Annotated in this window: 18 protein-coding genes and 2 tRNA genes; 15 read left to right on the top strand and 5 right to left on the bottom strand. The window is 33.6% G+C overall.

The annotated features are described in order from the left end of the window. Positions 1 to 2: 2 nt before the first annotated feature. The 3 genes from EHQ43_RS14215 to EHQ43_RS14205 all read left to right on the top strand — a co-directional run bounded on the left by EHQ43_RS14215 (position 3) and on the right by EHQ43_RS14205 (position 5,173). Positions 3 to 1,598 carry an LA_3751/LA_3752 family putative glycosyltransferase gene (locus EHQ43_RS14215; protein WP_425269639.1) on the top strand — a complete coding sequence of 532 codons (1,596 nt, stop codon included), beginning with the start codon at positions 3 to 5 and terminating at the stop codon, positions 1,596 to 1,598. A gap of 698 nt (positions 1,599 to 2,296) precedes the next feature. Continuing rightward, positions 2,297 to 3,610 carry an O-antigen ligase family protein gene (locus EHQ43_RS14210; RefSeq protein ID WP_208731053.1) on the top strand — a complete coding sequence of 438 codons (1,314 nt, stop codon included), beginning with the start codon at positions 2,297 to 2,299 and terminating at the stop codon, positions 3,608 to 3,610. Positions 3,611 to 3,877: 267 nt separating this feature from the next. Further along, complete coding sequence (locus EHQ43_RS14205) at positions 3,878 to 5,173, top strand: hypothetical protein (protein WP_135771520.1); 1,296 nt, start codon at positions 3,878 to 3,880, stop codon at positions 5,171 to 5,173. A gap of 13 nt (positions 5,174 to 5,186) precedes the next feature. Here the strand turns inward: EHQ43_RS14205 and EHQ43_RS14200 are convergent, their stop codons facing one another. Continuing rightward, positions 5,187 to 7,076, bottom strand: a complete 1,890-nt coding sequence (locus EHQ43_RS14200; protein ID WP_135771519.1) for a hypothetical protein — start codon at positions 7,074 to 7,076, stop codon at positions 5,187 to 5,189. A 435-nt stretch (positions 7,077 to 7,511) separates the two neighbouring features. On the opposite strand from EHQ43_RS14200, the gene EHQ43_RS14195 reads away from it, so the two are divergent. From EHQ43_RS14195 to EHQ43_RS14185, 3 genes are all read left to right on the top strand, one after another. Then, complete coding sequence (locus tag EHQ43_RS14195) at positions 7,512 to 8,924, top strand: dolichyl-phosphate-mannose--protein mannosyltransferase (RefSeq protein ID WP_135771518.1); 1,413 nt, start codon at positions 7,512 to 7,514, stop codon at positions 8,922 to 8,924. A 96-nt stretch (positions 8,925 to 9,020) separates the two neighbouring features. Further along, complete coding sequence (locus EHQ43_RS14190) at positions 9,021 to 10,019, top strand: glycosyltransferase family 2 protein (RefSeq protein ID WP_135771517.1); 999 nt, start codon at positions 9,021 to 9,023, stop codon at positions 10,017 to 10,019. A 55-nt stretch (positions 10,020 to 10,074) separates the two neighbouring features. Beyond that, entirely contained in the window at positions 10,075 to 11,565 is a 1,491-nt protein-coding gene (locus EHQ43_RS14185; RefSeq protein ID WP_135771516.1) for an acyltransferase family protein, read from the top strand. Position 11,566: 1 nt separating this feature from the next. On the opposite strand, the gene EHQ43_RS14180 is transcribed toward EHQ43_RS14185, so the two are convergent. Then, positions 11,567 to 13,108 (bottom strand): phosphatase domain-containing protein, encoded by a 1,542-nt coding sequence (locus tag EHQ43_RS14180; protein ID WP_135771515.1) that lies wholly within the window; start codon positions 13,106 to 13,108, stop codon positions 11,567 to 11,569. Positions 13,109 to 13,161: 53 nt separating this feature from the next. Between EHQ43_RS14180 and EHQ43_RS14175 the strand changes: the two genes are divergently transcribed. Both EHQ43_RS14175 and rfaD read left to right on the top strand, forming a co-directional pair. Next, positions 13,162 to 14,934, top strand: coding sequence for a UbiD family decarboxylase (locus EHQ43_RS14175; RefSeq protein ID WP_135771514.1), 1,773 nt, complete (start codon positions 13,162 to 13,164; stop codon positions 14,932 to 14,934). A gap of 218 nt (positions 14,935 to 15,152) precedes the next feature. Continuing rightward, the gene (gene rfaD, locus EHQ43_RS14170; protein ID WP_135771513.1) at positions 15,153 to 16,124 is read left to right on the top strand and encodes an ADP-glyceromanno-heptose 6-epimerase; all 972 of its coding nucleotides are present in this window, start codon (positions 15,153 to 15,155) and stop codon (positions 16,122 to 16,124) included. A 3-nt stretch (positions 16,125 to 16,127) separates the two neighbouring features. Here the strand turns inward: rfaD and EHQ43_RS14165 are convergent, their stop codons facing one another. From EHQ43_RS14165 to EHQ43_RS14155, 3 genes are all read right to left on the bottom strand, one after another. After that, positions 16,128 to 16,427, bottom strand: coding sequence for an ArsR/SmtB family transcription factor (locus tag EHQ43_RS14165; protein WP_015677962.1), 300 nt, complete (start codon positions 16,425 to 16,427; stop codon positions 16,128 to 16,130). A 149-nt stretch (positions 16,428 to 16,576) separates the two neighbouring features. Next, positions 16,577 to 17,344 (bottom strand): SDR family NAD(P)-dependent oxidoreductase, encoded by a 768-nt coding sequence (locus EHQ43_RS14160; RefSeq protein WP_135754424.1) that lies wholly within the window; start codon positions 17,342 to 17,344, stop codon positions 16,577 to 16,579. A 73-nt stretch (positions 17,345 to 17,417) separates the two neighbouring features. Then, entirely contained in the window at positions 17,418 to 18,110 is a 693-nt protein-coding gene (locus EHQ43_RS14155) for a histidine kinase (RefSeq protein WP_135742212.1), read from the bottom strand. A 213-nt stretch (positions 18,111 to 18,323) separates the two neighbouring features. Between EHQ43_RS14155 and EHQ43_RS14150 the strand changes: the two genes are divergently transcribed. From EHQ43_RS14150 to rplJ, 7 genes are all read left to right on the top strand, one after another. After that, positions 18,324 to 18,395: transfer RNA gene (locus EHQ43_RS14150), tRNA-Thr, on the top strand. A gap of 5 nt (positions 18,396 to 18,400) precedes the next feature. Next, positions 18,401 to 18,474, top strand: a tRNA-Trp gene (locus EHQ43_RS14145). Between the two features lie 38 nt (positions 18,475 to 18,512). Continuing rightward, on the top strand, positions 18,513 to 18,701 hold the full coding sequence (secE, locus tag EHQ43_RS14140; RefSeq protein WP_002973751.1) for a preprotein translocase subunit SecE: 189 nt from the start codon (positions 18,513 to 18,515) through the stop codon (positions 18,699 to 18,701). 8 nt (positions 18,702 to 18,709) lie between these two features. Further along, the gene (nusG, locus tag EHQ43_RS14135; RefSeq protein WP_002973653.1) at positions 18,710 to 19,264 is read left to right on the top strand and encodes a transcription termination/antitermination protein NusG; all 555 of its coding nucleotides are present in this window, start codon (positions 18,710 to 18,712) and stop codon (positions 19,262 to 19,264) included. A 39-nt stretch (positions 19,265 to 19,303) separates the two neighbouring features. Continuing rightward, complete coding sequence (rplK, locus tag EHQ43_RS14130; RefSeq protein ID WP_135604106.1) at positions 19,304 to 19,729, top strand: 50S ribosomal protein L11; 426 nt, start codon at positions 19,304 to 19,306, stop codon at positions 19,727 to 19,729. 25 nt (positions 19,730 to 19,754) lie between these two features. Next, the gene (gene rplA, locus EHQ43_RS14125) at positions 19,755 to 20,447 is read left to right on the top strand and encodes a 50S ribosomal protein L1 (RefSeq protein ID WP_012388948.1); all 693 of its coding nucleotides are present in this window, start codon (positions 19,755 to 19,757) and stop codon (positions 20,445 to 20,447) included. A gap of 12 nt (positions 20,448 to 20,459) precedes the next feature. Continuing rightward, positions 20,460 to 20,993, top strand: coding sequence for a 50S ribosomal protein L10 (gene rplJ / locus EHQ43_RS14120; RefSeq protein ID WP_015678331.1), 534 nt, complete (start codon positions 20,460 to 20,462; stop codon positions 20,991 to 20,993). Positions 20,994 to 21,024: the final 31 nt, after the last annotated feature.

The following is a 21,024-nucleotide window of genomic DNA, read 5'->3' as shown; positions in this document are numbered from 1 at the left end:
AAATGTTGGAAAAGTTACATCAATCATTTCTTGTAATTCTGATACTATATCTCTTTTTTATACCAGTTTATAACAAATTTAAATGGAATCACAAGGAAGTAACAATTGGAAGTGATCCACAAATTAAATACTATCAATCTTTTTCATTTTATAAAGATGGCATTTCTAAACGAAATTTAGAATGTTATTTTCCCGCTGAAAAATTAGGTTTTTCTTTAAATTATATTCCAATCGGATACCCATGGGCATTTGTAAATTCGAATCATGAATGTTTTTTTCAGTATCCGATACTGATGCCTTTGTTACATGCATTAATTGGTAAATTATTTAGCTTCAATCTTGTTTTATATATTCCCATTTTCTTTTTTTTATTAAATTTTATAATTTCTATTAAAATTCTTCAACTCTTTGGGCTCAATTTTCAAAAATCCATATACTTAAGTTTGTATATACATTTTTTAACACCTATATTTTTATCATCACTTGATTATTCCGAAGTTACATTAACGAATACATTTTTATTGTTAACTCTTTTTTATTATGAAAAACAAAAGAGAAATAAGGTTGATATAAATCTATTCCAAAATCTCTTATGCGGACTTCTCATAGCAGTTACATTTCAGTTGCGTCCTGAAGTCACAATTTCGGTGATTATCTTATTCTTCGTTGGATTTCTCTTTAATTTTAAACAATTTTCATCTTTGAGGATGTATGTATCTATAGGTTTCTTTTTTTTAATTTTTACAATTGGTGCATGTTATCTAAATTATACGATATATCATCACCCTTTAGGTATGAGAGGATTAAATACAATTCAAGATTCTCAAATTTTGATGTTAAACCAATATATTCAAAATTGGATTAGCGATATTTGGGGTTCGGATTTTAAAATTGGGATCATCAAAGCATATCCGATATTATTTTTCTTGGCCTTATTCGGTATTTTCAGATCTGGAATAACAAAAACGTATAATCATTATTTAATTTCAGGCATTACGTTTCTTCTTTTATTACCAATTTTGTCACCTTACCGAGCTGGGGTTGATATTATGGGTTTAAGATATTATGAAAGTGGCGTTTACTTATTGTCATTTGGTTCGCTTGCGATTATATTTAAAGATTTGAATATAACCTCAAGAATTTCGAAGATATATCTAGTAGTTTTGATTCTCTTTGTTTTGGTTTCTTCTTATTTTGGATATAAATCGAATCTCAGGGCAATAAAACATTGGGCAGGAGCTGCAAAAGTTTCAAATGATTTTTCAGAGAGAATAACTCAATTAAATCCCGAAATAATTATCCACAGAGGATTATCCACAACTTATCTTATGGGTGTATCATATCTAAAGGTTCCCCAAATTGTAATTTATTCACAAAAAGATTGGGATGATGTAGAGAAAACTTTAGTCAATAGAAAGTTGAAACGAGTTTTGTTTCTATACTGGGAAGGGAACCATTTAGTAAACGATGAATTTCCATCTAAAATTTGGAAAAGTACTTTTGATATTAATTTTAATCTGCAAACTAATCGATTTTGGATGAGAAAAGAAGTTAGCCTAATTCATTTTAAGGGATTGTTGTTAGAACAAGAATTATAATGAAAATTTTAAAAATTATAAATCATTTCTTATCACTAGTATTTTTAATTGCGCTTATTTATATTTCATTTTCGAACCTGCATTTAAAGACGTTATACCAAACATTCTTTAACTTAATATTATTATCTATTTTTTGTTATTTTATATTTAAATTTAAACTTCGTGAAGAATTTAAATTCAATTTTGGCTTTTATTTTTGGCAAATTTATTGGATTATAGTGGCTGCCTATATTAATTCTTTAGCAGAGAGTTATTATAAGCTTGGTCGGTATTATTTTGATTTAGATTTTTTTAGATTTTTACCGTCCTTAATACCATTATACTTTTATTTTAATTATATTTCATTCTTACAAAATAAAAATCGTTTTTTTTCATTTCATGTATATTCGGTCATTGTTTTAACTAGTATATCATATTCTTTTTTATATTCAGAAATTTCGGAAGTTTCTCTTTTATTCTTTTATCCATTTTTCGTGGAATATTTGGGCAAAACAAGTGGATATAATCTAAAGAATATTTCGTTAGTTTTTCTCTCGTTTTGTTTGTTGTTTTTGTTTTCTCTCCTTTTCGGATTTTCTTCGCAGTATTTTTTGACCTATTTATTTTTATTTTTTCTTTTATTTGGCATATACTCCCATACTGCTTATCTCAATTATAAATTTATAATTGTCCTTTTATTTTTAAATGGAATAGAGGTAGTGTTACGTAGTTATTATTTGAACGAAAGTTTTATTTTGCTAAGCAAAGATGGTTCAAGTATCTTAAATTCAAACCGAGTGTCTGCATATATTGCAATCCACATTCCACTTGTTTTATTTTTATTTGAATCGAATATTTCGAAATTTTTTAAATCTTGTCTGGTTTTAACTGTTTTGTTTGGAACAATCATTCTTCTAAATCAAGTTTCACGAGCAAGTATTTTTGGGTTAGCGATTGTTATATTTACTTATCTTTTGTATAAGATTTTTTCTAGAAAATGGTTCTTTTGTTTCTTATTCTTCATCTTTTTATTTATAATGTTACTACATTTTATGCCATTAATCTCGGTATGGATAGGTCCAGGTTCTTATAGTCAGTATGATTTTTTGAATCAAGTCTCTTCTGGTCGATGGGAATTGTGGAGAATATTTTATCAGATTTTTACTCAATTGAGTGTTAAAGAAAAAGTTTTTGGTCTGGGTATAGGTGAGCATAATTTTTTACTCGCATATTTGCCAGCCAATGTCAGTCCACTATTGGAAGATTTTACAACTAAAGCGGATGGAGCTTATTTACATACACATAACTTACCAAGTACAATCCTTTTTTATTCTGGGCTTGTAGGTTTGGTATTTTATTTGGTCTTTTTAGGTATTCTTTTGAAAAAGATTACAAAATCTATCTTGATAGAAAAAAGGTGGATATACCCGTTATTAGCTTTGATATACTTTTTGATACATAATTCCTTTGATATGTTAATCGATGTTTATGGATTTATGGTAATTTTTATTTATCAACTAAATGGAAATTTTACGAAAAATGAGAGCGAGTTTCAATCTAGTGAACCTAAAGCGATAGAAACTATATCTAGATATTTATTTTTAATTTTACTCCTATTGGGATTTTATGCATATTTTCTCTATAGCAGATTGATATATAAGCACGATTACTTTGTTAACAATAATATTATTAACCAAAATTTCAACAAAGAGAAAGAGTGTAATCTTGTTAGGTTTCCTGGTTCAGATCATTTGGTGAAAAATAGTGATTTTCAATATAATTCTGAAAATTTAATATTTAAAGATTTTCCTTCGTATCGATATTCTCAGGAAATGTTTTTATTTCAAATGGATAGTTTAAATCAAACTGGTAATTTATCGAATCGAAATGTTTCTTTCAATCAGATATTTATAGAATGTAAAAAACATCATTTTCGACCAATTCTCTGTGAAATGAATTATCCAAATAGTGAATTAGATTTATCTGGAAAATGGCTGAGTCAAGTTTCTAAAAATTGTAAATTACCATATTAATTTCATTTTAGCGATCGATCTTTCTATTTTGATTTTAATGAGGTTCTTATCATGAATTTTCGAAATATCTTTGTAAATATTTTGGCATTTGCTTTTCTTTTTTTAATAAATTTTTATTTAAGATCTTTTACATTCGAATTTAGTACCTTAGATTGGGATGAACTAACTTATTTTATACTTGGGAAATCAATTCTTTCTGGGTATTTGCCGTATCAGGACTTTTGGGATTTAAAACCAATCGGAATTTATGCAATCCATGCAGTTTCATTGGTATTCTTTGAATACTCCATATTAACTTTAAGATATAGTGGTCTTATTTTTTCAACAGCATTGGCTTTCATTTTATTTTTATCTCTTAAAGGTCTATCCTTACCATTGCGATTGTTTTTGGCAGTGGCATTGTTGTATCTTTTTCTCATTTTTCATTCTGGTTTATCATCGAATACCGAAATTTATTTTCTGACATTTGAAGCTTTGGCCTTTTACCTGATTTTCCAAACTAAAGATCGAAGAGATATTTTCACTCAATTAGGTTTTTTTGTTTTAGGAATAGGGTTTTTAATTAAATATATTATTGTATTTGATGTTTTTCTATTTTTGACAGCTTGGAATATAGTATTGTATATAGAAGATTCTCGATTACTTCACAAATTTTCCTTAAAAAAGTTTATAATTCGAAATTTGCAAACAGGTTTTTTTTTCTCTCTACCATTCATAATTTCTTGTATTTATTATTATCAAAACAACGCATTGGGAAATTATTTTGAAGCTATTTTTTTTGTTTTAAAAGGTCATTCGAAAGAGGCCAAATTCGTTGAAAGGCTTTTATTTTTATTTCAGTTAAAGTATATTTTTCTCACAATTTTAATTTTGATCATTTTTTCATTTAAGTTGAAATCAAAACCTTTTCCATCCATTATCATATTTGTTTGGATAATGACTGCAGCTATTGGAGCAGTTTGGACTGGTTTTTTATATGAGCATTATCTTTTGGCAATTTTATATCCCGCAATTTTGTTAATTGGTATTTTGATATTACCATTGGAAGATAAAATTAAAAATGTAAAGTTAAAGCCAGTCTTATTTTTTATTATGTTTAGTATCCTGGGTTATAATCTAATCAAAACAAGAATACATTTAGAGAAAACATTAAATGGAATTTCAGATAAAGGAAAATTAGTATCGAAAGCGATTTCAGAAAAAATCGCAATTTCAAATGTAAATGACCAAAAGTATTTTTTTGTATCTAATGGATCCCATGCACCTTATATATTACTCAATCAATTGCCGCCAGTAAAATGGGTTCAGCCAAATAATTTTAGTGAAAAAATATTTTATGATAACCTTAAACTGGATTTAAATGAATTATTTGTTTCACTAGATAAACAAAAAATTTCAGTAGTTAGCTGGTGTTATCAATATACGATAGAAGATTTGGACAGCGGTAAAGTAGTTGACAAGACTATTAACGAAGCATATGTGAAGAAATTAAATTTATATTTGCAAAAAGGAAACTTTAAAATGTCTAAGTTAGACAATGAATGTTTACTATATTATTTATAATTTTATTTCGATTTTAATTAGATAATTCAAAAAGTTCAATTTCAGACAACATTAAGATTGAATAGGGCGTTTTATGTTTTACTCTGATTTCAATTTTATTAGAGGAACAATTTTGGATCACAACGTCCTGATAGCTATCATATACAGGATTTTTAAGGAAGTTTTTTATTTCAATTGGGATTAAGTCATAGTCAAAATTTTTATTTAAACATGATATATTGACTCCGTATGGTAATCTCTCAACATACGGTCCGGAATGTAATCTAATTAATAGATTTTTTTTAGGTACTCTATCTAATAGAAAGACTAAATAATCCTTAGGTGATTGATAACCTGATGAAAAACTTTTCCAGTATGTTTTATTGTTATTATCATATAAATTTTCTATTTTCTTGGTAAATGAGGAGTCAGAAATTTTAAATCCAATTTTACTTGGGTTTTTGTTCTCTTCTTGACTAACATTTTCAGGAAATGATGGGTTTATCTGATAAATACTTAGGTGATTAGGAATGTCGTTAATAATTGGTTTTAAGTTTTTAAAAGAATATATTGGATTCTCATTTTTTTTGGCAGTGTTTGAATCATAGTTTTTATCAATGATTCCTATGTGAGATATTCCTAATTGGTATAGATAATTATAAAAATTTGGATTAGTTTGATAATGAATGAGTAAATTGATTATATAATACTGAAATGGAAAAGTGATACCGCTATAACCATTTGGAGTGCGAACTTGTGTTCCTAAAAAATAATATTCAGGAAAGGAACTTGTCTCAAAAGTTAATTTATCTTCCTTGTAGTTTAAGAATAAAACATTCATATTCGGTTGATTAGCATATTTCAAGAGAAGGTTAGCTTGGTTCGGAAGGATGGATGTTTCCGATATTTTGGTAAAAAATGAAAGTTCTAGCAAAATAAATGAATAAAGGACTGTTATTGTTCTTCGATTAAGTTGTAATGAAAGAATATTTTTTGAAGATGCAAATACAAGGGCAAAAAAGAACCAACTTACAATAAAGATACGAGAAGGAACTCTAATACTTTTAAACCCAGGTATGAGATAATAGAAAATAGAGTAGGGTCCGGGTATGTTTAAATTGAATATTTTTAAAAGTGGACCTAGGCTTAAAAAATAGAATAAAATTGCAGAGATTAGGAAAATTAACTGATACTTGTTTAAGCTACTCATTTGAGTTAATATTAAGATCAATGTAATGATGAAAAAATACCCAAAATGAGAACTAGTATGGGTTGTTCCAATTAAATTTAGGAATGGAAAATTGCTGATATTTGCCGGAAGAGTAATGAATGATAGAATAGAATTTGAATATACTATATTTTCTTCAATGATTCTTTTAGGATATAAATCTAGATTTTCTTTAAAAAAATAAAAATACAAACCAATAATCGTAAATACAAATAAAAATGCCGGTATGGTTAATCGTAGCGTAGACTTAGATTTAATAAAATCTAAAATGGTTTGAAACGTAATTTGTTTTTGTTGAATGAAATAGATTACGATTACTGAAAGAATGAAAAAGTAAAATAAGAATAATCCATAATAGTTACTGGAAAAAAATTGAAGTAGTAATACGACGAATATGTAAAATAATTTTATCTTTTTTTTTGTTCGCTTGTAATTGATTACAAATGCTAGGATCAATGGAAATCCAAATGCAAATTGATTTTGTAAGTGCACATATTGGATTGCAAAGTAATGTCCATTTGCATAAAATATGGAACCAATTATACTATTTTCTTTTTTGAACTTAAGTTGTTTGCATAAAATTAAAAAGCTGTAAAAATTGAAAACGGAAGCAACTATAAACAAACTGTTGTAAGATGTGGTTTGGTTTCCTGTAATGTATTTTACAATTCCATAAATGATGGAAGGAAAATACATGGGTTCTGTGAAAAGAGCTGTATACTGATAGGGATAGAAGGCATTACTGGAATAAATATTTAGTATGCTTAAATGAGTGAAAAAATTATAAATATTTATGATGTTTCTTTCTAAAATGGTTAAAACTAATAGATTATCAAGGCCATCGCCTATTAAATTCGTTGTAAAGTTTTCCGAATAAAATTTAAAGATTGGAAAAATGCAAGCTATAATGAAGATGAAAATGAGATTTAGGACTTTCATTAGGAATTAGTCGTTTTTTCAATGTTAATTTGAAAAAAGGATTGAATATTTAGTGTGGCAAAAATATCTGCAAAATGTCTAGAAATTTTCTGAATCCATAAATATATTTTAAGTATTTGAATTTAAATTGTTAAGGAATAACTTACTTTTGCTACACGAAGCTACCACTGCCACAACCATATTTGAGGTAAGATGGATCTTAACTTAACAAAATTTTCATCTAGAGCCAAATTATTCTGTATAGTGACTTTATGTTTCGGACTGGGGTCTTTTCTTAGATTATATCAATTGGATCGTCAGAGTTTATGGGGTGACGAATTATTTTCGGTATATGCTTCTTCAATTGATTCTTGGTCGGAATTTACCAACGTAATTTCCGCTGATCCTCACCCTCCATTGTTTCAAATTTTGCTTAAATTTTGGTTAAAAATTCCATTAGAGAATAAAGAACTTTTAGCTAAGTTTTTTCCCTTAAGTTTTTCACTTATAAATCTTTTTATAGTTTGGTTCTTGTCTGGACATCTAAATTCAAAAGTACGTTTATTATTTTTGTTTTTGATTACAACGTCACCTGGTGCAATTTATTACGCACAAGAGGTTAGATCATATTCCTTATTATTAACCTTTTCAACAATGTTGTTATTACTATTAACAAAACTTCGAAATCCTATCATTCAACAAAAAGGAGTGTTAGTATCTTTTTTTATTATTACTGTCTTAATTTCATATGTTCATTTGTTTGGTTTTATTCTGGCTGGGTTTTTGCTATTGTCTTTGTTTATATCAAATTCAATTTCAACACGTAAGATATCTTTCATCTTTTTAACTTTTGGAATTCTCCTCCTCTTGTTTTATCTTCCTTTTTTGATCCATTTAAAACAAGCAGGAAAAATTGAAACAGCAGGTTGGATCCCACCACCTGACTATGTTTTATATTTTGGTTATTTTAATTTATTTTCTTCAGTTTCAATGAAGCATATTATTTGGACTCTGGTTTTTCCTTTAGTCATATTTACTTTCTTATGTATTCGCAAAATATATATGTACATTCAGAAAAAGTTGAGGTTTGAGTTTGACTCGGCAGGTTTTTATCTTTTAATTTCTTTTTTGATTCTTTTGATAACATCAATTTTCTCTTATTTTATTCCAATATCGACAAGTAGGAATTGGATTATTACATTGCCATTGGTTTACTATTTTGTATCAAAAGAATTGAGTTCATTTAAATACTCAAATTATTTAATTATACTAATCCTGATTTGTCTATTTTTCTCATTCCTGAATCTCAAGAAAAATTTTTACATATCGTTTAAAGAGGACTGGCGAGGAGCAACTCAGGTCATTATTAAAAACTGTCAAACTTCAGCGGTGTTTTCTGATGCATTCCCAGAGTTTTTTAATTTATATTTGAGTTGGAATCATGAAAAAAATGTTCATGTCGATTGGAATCATCAATTAGAGAATGTAACACAATCTTCGTTTTGTCTGATCTCGCGTAAATTAGGTGGAAATAATTTGAATGTTAAGGTTAAGGATGATTATCAATTTGACCGGTCAGATGAAGTGCTTGGATTTGAAATCAAGAAATATAAAAAGAAATTATGAGTTATTTTAGTGAGTTTTGGTATATCTGATTGTATTCAATGCTACGGTATTACCTTACCAACAAAAAAGAAATTATATGAACATAAGAGAAAATAAATGGAAAAATATTTAGAAAAGCGATCTAATCCTAAGTTATTATCGATAATCATACCATGTTATAACGAAGAGAAAGTGCTTCCTTTCCTCAAAGATAGACTTATGCAATTCTTACGTACATTGGGATTAAAAGTTGAAATCATTTTTGTGAATGATGGTAGTAGGGACAATACTATTTTTCAACTTGTCGAATGGGCAAATTCAGACCCAAGTATTCAAGTTTTGTCACTTTCAAGAAATTTCGGCCATCAAATTGCTGTGACTGCAGGTATGGATTATGCGAGCGGTGATGCAATCGTTATCATGGATGCCGATTTACAAGATCCTCCTGAGATTATAATAGAGATGTTAGCAAAGTACAGAGAAGGTTATGACGTCGTTTATGGCCAAAGATTAACAAGAACCGGAGAGACATTATTTAAGAAATGGACAGCTTGGATTTTTTATCGTATTATGAAGATTCTTGTTCATAAAGATTTACCACTCGATACAGGTGATTTCCGTTTAATTTCGAGAAGGTGTGTAAATGCTTTGAATGGCCTAAGGGAAAATCATAGATTTCTTCGCGGAATGAATGCATGGATTGGTTTCCCACAAACTCCTGTATTTTATAATCGAGATCCTCGAATTGCAGGAGAAACAAAATATCCTCTAAAAAAAATGCTGTCATTGGCTGTAAATGCAGCTGTTTCATTCTCACCGATACCTTTAAGGTTTAGTTTAGCATTGGGTTTTTTTATTGCATTTATAGGATTTTTAGTCGGTATATATGCGTTATTCCGCGCTTTCCAACATTTCATTTTGCAAACGCCGATAGTTTATAATCCTGGTTGGGCAACGATTGTGACTTTGATATGTTTAATTGGTGGTTCAATCTTGATTTCAATAGGTATTTTAGGTGAATATGTGGCACGAATATTTGAAGAAACAAAGGGTAGGCCATTATACATTGTTGAATTTGCAAAAGGAAAGAACGTTCAAAGAAAGAAGGTACGGTAAAGTAGTGTTATTCAAAGACAAATATTTTTTTGTTTGAATTCATAAAATAGATATTATGAAAGATTATTTTTTAGAGATTTTTCGAAAGAATACAAAAGAGATAAATGAACTCTATGTGATTAGAGCTATCGGGTGTTTTTTGGTAATACTCTTTCATTGTTATACTTTTTCATTACATTTAATTCCAAAATCATATAGTGCTTATATGTCAAAGGCAGAGAATGCTGAAGTTTTAATGAGTTTATTTTTTGTCATTAGTGCTTTTCTAGTATCTGCCTCATTTTCCAAAGAAGTTGAGAAAAGACAAAGTTATTTTGAGAACTGGAAAAGTTTTGTTTTTAAAAGATCATTACGCATATTCCCTGCATTTTATTTTGTTTTTTTTCTGACAATATACTTTATGTCGATCATGTTGCAGAAAACAAATGGATTGGAATTACCAGCTGATGTTGCAGCCAAAATTGATAATATTAAATATGTAATCAGTTACTGGTGGTCAGATGCATTGTATATTTCAAATTTTACTAAGGAAAGGGTTTTGGCTCAAGGTTGGTCCCTTTCGATGGAAGAGCAGTTTTATTTATTGATGCCCATTTTTTATTATTTGTATCATAACTATATTTCAACTCGTAGAAGTAAATATATCGTTCTAATTTTTTTGATCATTATACCTAATATACTAAGATTGTATCCTTATTATTATGTTGATTTGCCAAGTTTTGGCGATTATGTAAATTATGCTTTCCATCCTATTCATTTACATTTTGAACCTTTTGTCTATGGAATCTTATTAATGGAATTATGGAGGGACGGTGGTTATAAAGTAGGAAATAAAACCGGTGATTTGGTTTTTTATTCTATATTTATAATCTGTAGTTTTGTTTTTTATTCGGTTATCCAATTAACCTATGCAGAGAATCGTTTTTATTTTATAGTATTTCGGAATACGTTTTATGCATTTTATGCATTTTTAATTGTTTATGGTTCTATCTTTGGTTATTTCAAACGTTTCAGTTTTTTGCTTTCAAATGCTGTTTTAGTTTTTATTGGAAAGTTAAGCTATGGAATTTATTTAATCCATATGCTCGTAAACACGATAGTGCTCGCAAAAATATATGATCCTTTTCATCCTGAGAAAAATGATATTTTGATTATATTAAAAGCAGCGGTAATCAGCTTAATCATATCTACATTGTTTGCTTTGTTGAGTTATTATTTTATTGAGAAGCCATTTCTAAAAATCAGAGAATGGTCTCAACCTAGATATGATATTTCGAAAAATCAGTTTTATTATACTAAGACAACTCGAAGTGAGTTGATATTTGTATCAATTGTTTTGACCATTTTATCTTTTGCGCCTTTTTATATGCTGAAAATGTTGATGAGTGTAGGTTTTTTTAATAAAAATGGAGTGAATCAAGTTGTGATGATAATTCTTTTTATTATTCCATTGGTTTTAAATTTATATACACTGATGAGATATAAGAAAATTTACTTTTTGAATTATTTTTCAAAATTTAATCACACGAAACTTATTAATTCATAGTTTAAGTGTCAAATGCAGTCTGGAGACTTTCTTTTAATTGATACCTAATTCCATCTGCATCCTTAGGAAGTGTTAAGTCATCCAATTGTTTGATTAAAAAAGTTTCGTCGATTAGTTTTCCTTCTAAAACCTTTCCTATCATACCAGCAATGATGGAAAGTATTTGATTAGTATCAAGAAAGCCATTTTTTGCTAATAGAATTGCCATTCCCATTGCACCTTCTGTTCCGTAAAAAGCTTGTTTGTTACCGAACTCCATTTCGTATAGATTGGGAGGTAATGCTTCCTTTACTTTTTGAATCATTTCAGATTCACTTGGACCGTGATTCGTTCTATTGACAATTGTTAAAACTACTGGATTCTTTGGTCCATGGATCCGAAGGATTTCTTCCGAATACAATCGGATTTTTTTTGCGGCATCCCTAGTGATTGCATCGCGACCTAAAAAATTTAGTTTGTATAAGTATTCTTCTAAATCATCTCCACTTAGTTTTCCCATACAAATGAGTTGGTAAAGAGTAAAGATCATATAGTCTGATTCTGTGTTATCTCCTAATAATATTTCTTTGGCTTGGTTAGGCAAATAAATACGATCATAGAGCAGGATGGAAAGTTTATAAGACATTTGATCAAACAAACTTTGGTAAGAAGCTCCTAAGAATTTTTTTGTACGTGACCAGGCTGGTTTAAAACCATTTTGAAAGAATTCTAATGGATTAAAAATGGTATCAATGACCTTATCAAATACACCTTTGATAGTTCCTTCCAAATACTTTAGATGAAGGGATTCAATTTGGATATTGTCTTTTGCGATCGTTGCAAGCATAGTTCGTCTAAAGAAATGTGGACTTGCCGAGATAAAGGCTAATGGTGCGTTTTCTAATGCAATACGAAGCTCACGATAAAGTTCAGGCATACCTGGAAGCGCTTGTTTTTGGTTAGGTGTTTCGAATAAGGCAGTGAATTTTCCTTTGCCTGAATGGATGTCTGTTGCCAAATAAGTTTGGTCAATATCGGAAGTGGTAACAATCCCATTATAATCCTCAGGTAAAATTCGTAGTTTCCCTTTTCCAACAATTGTTGTTTTTCCAAGGATCGAATTTTCAGTTGCATTGAGATGGGCTAGGTCTTTCGAATATTGTCTAAAACTATCCAAACCTTCCAAGATCACTTGGAAATCATGAAATCCAACGGGGAGTTTATCCCTGATTTCACAGGAAAAAAAACCATCTTCATCCGCTTTGATTTTTCCTGATGTATAAATTGGTTTCCCAGTGGAATCAAAGACTTCTAGTTTCAAAATCGGTTTTCGAACCGGTGCGAGTGAAAAATCGAGAAAGGGAGTGATTTTTGTTTCTTCACCTATGAATAAACCAGTGACCAAATCCCATAAACCATCTGCTTTCATCAGATCGGTGATCCCAACATCGACCACTTGTCCTCGTACATAGGACCTTCGTTCTCTTCCAAGGGATCCGCCGCAGACGGCAATTCTTTTGATATCGGTAATGATCGGTTGTGAAGTATTTGGTTCTTGGGACATAGAATTTATGCCCTTAAGCGTCTAAGAAATCGAGGAGCCGTCTATTCCTTTTTATGCCATCACTACGATCTACGAATGATTTTGTCCAACTTTTGCAGAAAGAGGGAGAACTCCAGGTTATATCCGACCTGGTTGATCCCAATTTAGAATTAGCAGAAATTCAAAGGAGAGTTGTCGCCAAAAAAGGCCCGGCTCTTCTTTTCACAAATGTCAAAGGGACCAAATTTCCCGTCGCAACAAATCTCTATGGCTCCGAAAAACGAATCCATCTGGCCTTTGGGCCAAAACCGGTAGCATCCATCGCAAGGCTTGCCAAACTGGCAAAGGAGATTTTTCCTCCTCGGTTCTCCAAACTTTGGAAAGAACGATCGCTTGGTCTCTTACCTTTTCAGGTGGGTTTAAAACAAGTGAGACGAGCTCCAATCCTACATGGATCCGTGGGTAGTGTTGGTGAACTTCCACAGCTTGTTTCTTGGCCAAGAGATGGTGGACCATTTGTTACCTTACCACTTGTCTACACTGAGCACCCTAAGTCAGGCAATGGTAATTTGGGTATGTATAGGGTCCAATTGTTTGGTGAAAAGACGGTTGGGATGCACATCCAAATCCATAGAGGAGGTGGGTTTCATTATTATGAGGCTGAAAAGGAAGGTAATGCTCTCCCAGCACATGTGTACATTGGTGGACCACCCGCTTTAACCATTGCTGCAGTTGCACCTCTTCCCGAAGAAATTCCAGAACTTGTATTTGCTTCCTTTCTCATGGGAGAAAAACTCCGGATGAAACAAGACAAATCTGTTTCTCCCTATCCCATCGTTGCTGATGCGGATTTTGCACTGATTGGATCCATCCCTCCTAAGTTGCGTCGTCCAGAAGGTCCTTTCGGAGACCATTATGGATACTATTCCTTGTTACATGATTACCCATATTTAGATCTTTCTCATATCTTACACAGAAAGGATGCCATATGGGCAGCAACTGTAGTCGGAAGGCCACCACAAGAAGACCATTACATCGCTGAGTTTTTACAGGATTTGTTATCTCCGATGTTCCCTCTGGTAATGCCACAAGTTCTTGGTGTTTGGGCATACGAAGAATCAGGTGTGCACTCTCTTGCCGCTGCCATTGTCAAAGAACGTTATTTCCGTGAAGCATTTATGGGTGCACTTCGAATATTAGGAGAAGGGCAACTTTCACTCACGAAGTGTTTACTTGTGACAAACGAACGTGTGAATCTAAAAAACTTTTCGGAAACGTTCCGAGTGATCACCGAAAGGTCTGATCCACGGACTGATTTTTTTATCTTCAGCAATATCAGCCAAGATACACTTGATTACACAAGTGGCACCGTAAACAAAGGAAGTAAACTTTTGTGGATGGGAATCACTGATCCAAATAAACCTGTCCTGTTTCCAAACCTTCCAAAAGAATTCAACGGAACGTTTAAGGATAAACGATTTCAAAACCCAAAAGTATTTTTACCAGGGGTTCTTGTTGTCCAAGGTTCTGCTTTTCAACAAAACGATCGTTTGGCGGAAGTTCTTCTCCAAGAGGAATTAAGTGGCTTTTCATATATTTTTCTAGTAGATGATTCGGAAGATTCCGTAAAATCTGATTCAGATTTTATTTGGACAATGTTTACACGTATGGAACCTGCTTCCGATGTGTATGCAAGGACGGAAACCATTCGTAATCATATCTCCTACCAAGTCCCCATCATCTTTGATTGTCGATTGAAACCCTGGATCCCTGATGTTCTTACACCATTACCGGAAACCGTAAAATTGGTTGAAGAACGTTTTGGGAGATGGATTGATTCCTTATAATCCAAGGAATCATTTTTTTTTGAAAACCAAATTTGAAAACCGAATCGGGTGCCAACAACTCATGGGTTTTTTACTCGGTAAGGATTTTTCTTTACGAAACTATTTTGTATTGGAAAGGGATTAGAGAATTGGAAGGAAAGTGTTTTCCAAATCTTTTCCTGATTCCATCTGAAAAGTTGATAGATCGTATCGGTTAGGAAAAAACAATCATCAGAGTCATGGGAAAAAAACTAACTTTAGTCACTGGCGGTGCGGGTCTCATTGGCTCGCAAATCATTGAAGACCTTAACCACAATGGAAACACTGATATCTTGGTTGTTGACCATTTGGGAACATCAGAAAAATGGAAGAACTTACAGAGGAATTTTTTTTCTGATTATTATGAAAAAGATAAGTTTGAGTCGTTTTTGGACTCGGGACATTCAATCCTATCCGAGATTTCCGAAATCTATCATTTAGGTGCCTGCTCTGCCACGACAGAAAAAGACGCTACCTACTTAATTCAGAATAACTTTCATTATACGAAAAAACTCGCTGAATTCGCTGTAGAAAAAAATATTCCATTTTTATATGCATCCAGCGCAGCAACCTACGGAGAAGGGGAATTTGGTTATGATGACAAAGCTCCCATTGAAAACCTAAAACCTTTGAATATGTATGGTTATTCCAAACATCTTTTTGATTTGTATGCCAAAAAAACAAAAATTGCAGACAAACTCATCGGTCTTAAGTATTTTAATGTCTTTGGTTACGGTGAAGCACATAAGGCTGAAATGAGAAGTCTTGTTTTAAAAGGTTACGAACAAATCCGAGATACTGGAAAATTAAAACTTTTTAAATCCTACAAACCGGAATACAAAGATGGGGAACAAAAACGAGATTTTTTATATGTGAAGGATGCAAGTAAAATTAGTATTTATCTACTTAGTGAGAGAAAGTATGGACTTTACAATGTTGGCCGTGGGATGGCGGAAACTTGGAATGATTTAGCTTCCGCTTTGTTTAAAGCCATGAATACCCCAATAAACATCGAATATGTGGAAATGCCGGAATCACTCCAAGGCAAATACCAATACTACACATGCGCCAATATGGAAAAGTTAACAAAAGTAGGGTATCCCTTCGGTTTTACAAACCTCCAGGATTCAATTGCAGAATATGTTCGCCTCTTAAAGTTAGAAGCGAAATAATGCTTACTTTTTATACACTTTTACAATCGTTTGGATAAGATCCTTAAACTTAGCATCTTTCAAACGATAGAACACTTGGTTCGAAGACTTTCTCGATTCCAAGATACCATTGTTTTTCATCTTGCTTAAGTGTTGGGAAGCCGCTGACTGGCTTGTTCCAAGTAATTCAACAAGTTCGCCTACGGTTTTTTCTTCTTTGGCTAAAGTATAAAGGATGAGTAAGCGAATTGGGTGGGCAATCCCCTGTATTCCTTTGATCGCTTGTTCCAATTGTTGTTTCGAAAGTTCTGTTTTTATTTTCATCAGTAAGGATTTCCGTTATATCCTTATGACGAAACCTTACATTATTTACCTACGAAATTTTTACAGATTGTTAAAAAAATGATAAAATATTTTGAAAATCCTATTTGCCTTCAGTGCTATAAAAGAAGGCAAAAAAGGATTAATCGAAGTTAGATTCGAACTCCACCTGAGATTTCTAAAACCACTCCAGTAACGAGATCATTCGTAATGATAAACTCAGCAGTGGACGCTATCTCATCTGGTTCACCAAGCCTTCCAACTGGGATAATCGATTTCCATTTTTCAAGCGCTTCTGGGTTCATATCTTTTAATACCATTTCGGTACCAATGAAACCTGGCGCAATCCCTGCCACTCGAATTCCAAACTTAGCTAGTTCTTTTGACCAAGTTACAGTCATGGCAGCAACACCAGCTTTTGCAGCACTGTAATTGGTTTGTCCTGAATTTCCATGCATTGCAATGGAGGCAATAGGGATGATGACTCCCTTTTTTTGTTCCACCATTTTTGCAGCAGCTTCTCTGGCAGTCAGGAAGACTCCTGTTAAATTGACATCAATCACCGATTGCCATTGGTCAATGCTCATCTTTCCTTTGACTTTGCCAGTTTCTTTGTCTACGCGAATGAGAAGACCATCACGTAAAATCCCTGCGTTTAGAATTGCCACGTCGAGGCTACCTTGAAATGCAGTCGCTTCTTCAATGAGTCGAATGCTATCTTCTTCTTTGGCAACATTGGCAACGATCCCCGTTGTTTTGATTCCTTCTTTTTGGAAGAGGGATACGGTTTCGTCCAATTTGTCTTTTTGGATGTCTGAGAGAATGATATTGGCACCTGACTTACCGAGTCGGTATGCCATCGCCTTTCCGAGTCCACCGGCAGATCCGGTGACGAGAATGTTTGCACCTTTTAATTCCATGTCCACCAGTTTCAAAAAAGGCAGACCATAGGTCGATACAAATCTAACTGAGAAAGGAAGTGTTAAAAACGAATTATATTTCTGCTAGTTCTGCACTTCTGAACGACACATAATTATCGTTAAACGGAATTTCGACCCTTGCTACGGTTCGATCAGAATGTGTGATGATTCGAAATAGGTTAGGGTCAACACCTTCGTTTTTAAGTAGAATCATGATGAGGGCAATTCCAAGTCCCGCACCTTCCGTGTTGTCCATATTGTCCATATAGAATTCGGCAATGTCATTATATCCCATGGACTTCTTCATTTTTTCCCTCATCCGAACTTCTTCGGTTTTGATGACAGGAGTGTTGTTTGTGACTTCCACAAGTAGTCCATCCAAACAGTAATGGAATTTGATTTGAACATAGACACCTCGTGCGAGGCATCGTTTTCCATATTCATCAGCCATTTTTTCAGAGAACTTTTTCGAATACTCTTTGATCCCTTTGAAGTAGTCGGTTTCGTCTGTGATATCTAGACCTTCGTCTTCAAAGAAAACTCGTTTTTGGTTGGCTTTGATTCCATTGATGGTAAGTTCTTTTGAGATCGTGTATAACATCTCCACAAATTGGGATTGGCCAACTTCACTTAGGATGTTCGTGATGAGCCCAAGCACGTACTGTTCGAGTTGGCGATTCATCCGAGAAGAACGGACGACAATTTTCGATTTTGCCTTTACTAAATCTGGAATTTGTGCTTCTAATTCAACAAATGGTTTCGCCACGAATCATTCCTTATGCGGTGGGTGTTTCCCACATGGTTCTATTATCGAACCGGGAAATCCACAACTAAAATCACAAGGGAAATTCGCCATTTTTCCTGTTTTTTCATCAATTCCAGGAAATAAACTCATTTTCCATTGACCAATGAGCCTCATTTAAAATAGTGTAAAAAACCTAGCCTCGCTTGGAAACCCGCGCTTGGGTGGGAAACGTTTGCCCTCTTAGCTCAGTGGTAGAGCACTTCCATGGTAAGGAAGGGGTCGCCAGTTCAAGCCTGGTAGAGGGCTTGTTTAGGGCTGTAGTTTAATGGTAGAACTAGGATCTCCAAAGTCCTTGGTGGGAGTTCGATTCTCTCCAGCCCTGCCAACTACGGAATATAGAATTAGAGAACAGGACAAGGATCAATGAAAGCTACGAGTTTCATTCAGGAATGTAAAGCAGAACTTGAAAAAGTACATTGGCCTACGCGCCAAGAAGTGGTGAGTTCTACCGTTGTAGTCCTAGTTACAGTATTTATCTTTTCCCTATTTTTATCAGCTTCGGATTTTGTATTCTTGAAACTGTTAAAGTGGTTCTGGGCATTAGGAACATAGGTAGGGAAGTGGGCGATTCTTTAGATAAAAAATGGTATGTGCTTCAGACTTATTCCGGTCACGAGAATAAGGTGAAGACAAACATTGAAAAGATGGTCCAACAACAAAAGCTGGAAGACCAAATTTTCGCAGTGAAAATTCCTTCAATGGAAGTTGCCGAAATGAAAAACGGCAAAAAGAAGGTCACTAAGAAAAAACTCATGCCTGGTTACGTTCTCGTTGAGATGAACATGACCGATGACCTTCGATTTAAAATCCAGAATTTACCTTCTGTGTCTACATTTGTAGGCGGAAAGGGAAAAGGTCCGGAGCCACTTTCACTTGATGAGATTAAAAATCTCTTCAGTGATGTGGGAAGTGTGGAATCTGAAGAAGTATCAAGACCACGTTTCCTCTTCAAAGTGGGAGAAACATTAAAAATTATAGATGGTCCATTTGCAAATTTCACAGGACTTGTCGATGAAATTTTCCCTGATAAGGGAAGGCTTCGTGTCCGTGTTGAAATTTTTGGAAGATCCACTCCAGTCGAGTTGGATTACCTCCAAGTAAAATCGGAACAATAGAACTGGTAGATTGACTTTTAGTAAGGAACTTGAAACGAGATGGCTGCAAAGAAAGTAGTAAAACAAATTAAACTCCAAGTAGAAGCGGGGAAAGCAAACCCAGCTCCTCCGGTAGGTCCCGCACTTGGTCAGGCCGGACTCAATATTATGGAATTTTGTAAACAGTTCAATGAGAGATCAAAAAACCAAATGGGACTCAAACTCCCAGTGGTGATCACTGTTTACTCTGACAGAAGTTTTACTTTCGTCACTAAATCACCTCCAGCTGCCCTTCTTGTGATGAAGGCTCTTGGACTCCAAGGTGGATCTGCTACTCCTCACACAGTGAAAGTAGGAACGATCAAACGCGCACAACTAGAAGAAATTGCAAAAACGAAGATGGAAGACCTCAATGCGAACGACTTAGATGCAGCAGTGAAAATCATTGCTGGAACTTGCCGATCCATGGGCGTTAACGTCGAGTAATCATTAAGAAACGGGAACCGAAGTCATGAAACGCGGCAAAAAATACATCCAACTCAAAGAGAAAGTCGATCGCACAAAGGCTTATACCCTTGGTGAGGCAGTCGGTTTAGCGAAAGCGACCAGTTACTCAAAGTTCGACGGAACTTTAGAGATCTCGACAAAAATCAATTATAAGTCTCTTCAAAACGTAAGAGGGACAATTTCTCTTCCACACGGAACAGGAAAAACCATTAAAGTTTTGGTTTTCTGCAAAGGAGACAAACAAAACGAAGCGAGAGAGGCGGGAGCTGATTTCGTTGGTGATATGGACTTAATCGAAAAAGTATCCGGTGGTTGGACTGATTTTGATGCTTGCGTGGCGACTCCTGACATGATGAAAGAAGTGGGTAAACTTGGTCCAGTTCTTGGTCGTAAAGGCCTTATGCCAAAACCAAAAGCAGGTACAGTCACAACTGATGTATCAAAAGCAGTGAAAGAACTCAAAGCGGGTAGAATTGAATACCGCCCTGACAAAGGGGGAGTGGTTCACTTAGGCGTAGGGAAATGTTCCTTCTCTGACGACAAACTTTCTGATAACATCAATGCTGTTGTTGCAGCCCTTATGAAAGACAAACCTTCCGATGCGAAGGGAGATTACCTTAAGTCTTTCTCAGTAGCAGCAACGATGGGAATCGGCGTAAAAGTCGATGTAAAAGAACTAGTAAACGCGAACATATAACGAGTAAGAAACATGGCAAATCCATCTAAAATTGAAGCAGTATCTGAACTAAAGAGTCGTTTGGAAAAACGACCAAACTTTATTTTAGCATCTTACAGCGGTTTAACTGTTGAAGATATGTCCAACCTTCGTGCGAAACTTCGCAAGGAAGGATCGGAGATGAAGGTAATCAAAAACAACCTTTTCCTCCGTGCATTAAAAGAGTCTTCTGAACATAAAAACAACTCCATTGACTTTGGAGATGTTTACAAAGGACCACTTGCAGCGATTTTCTCTCTGGATGCACTTCCAGCAGTAGCAAAAGTTTGTAAGGACTTTGCAAAAGATAAGAAGGAACTCGAAATCAAAACCGGCTATATGGACGGTGAGGTTTTGGGAAAATCTGGAGTAGAAGCGATTGCTGGACTTCCGTCCAAACAAGAACTTCTTGCGCAAGTGGCTCGTGGGATCAATGCTCCTGCAACGCAAATTGCTTCTGGAATCAATCAAATCATGGCATCATTGGCTCGCGCCATCAATGCTGTAGCCGAGAAAAACGGCAAATAGTAATCATAGTGATTAGTAGGATAAGGAGAAT

This window comes from Leptospira bouyouniensis (assembly GCF_004769525.1).
Taxonomy (GTDB): Bacteria; Spirochaetota; Leptospiria; order Leptospirales; family Leptospiraceae; genus Leptospira_A; species Leptospira_A bouyouniensis.
This window is presented reverse-complemented; position numbering and strand designations above follow the sequence as displayed.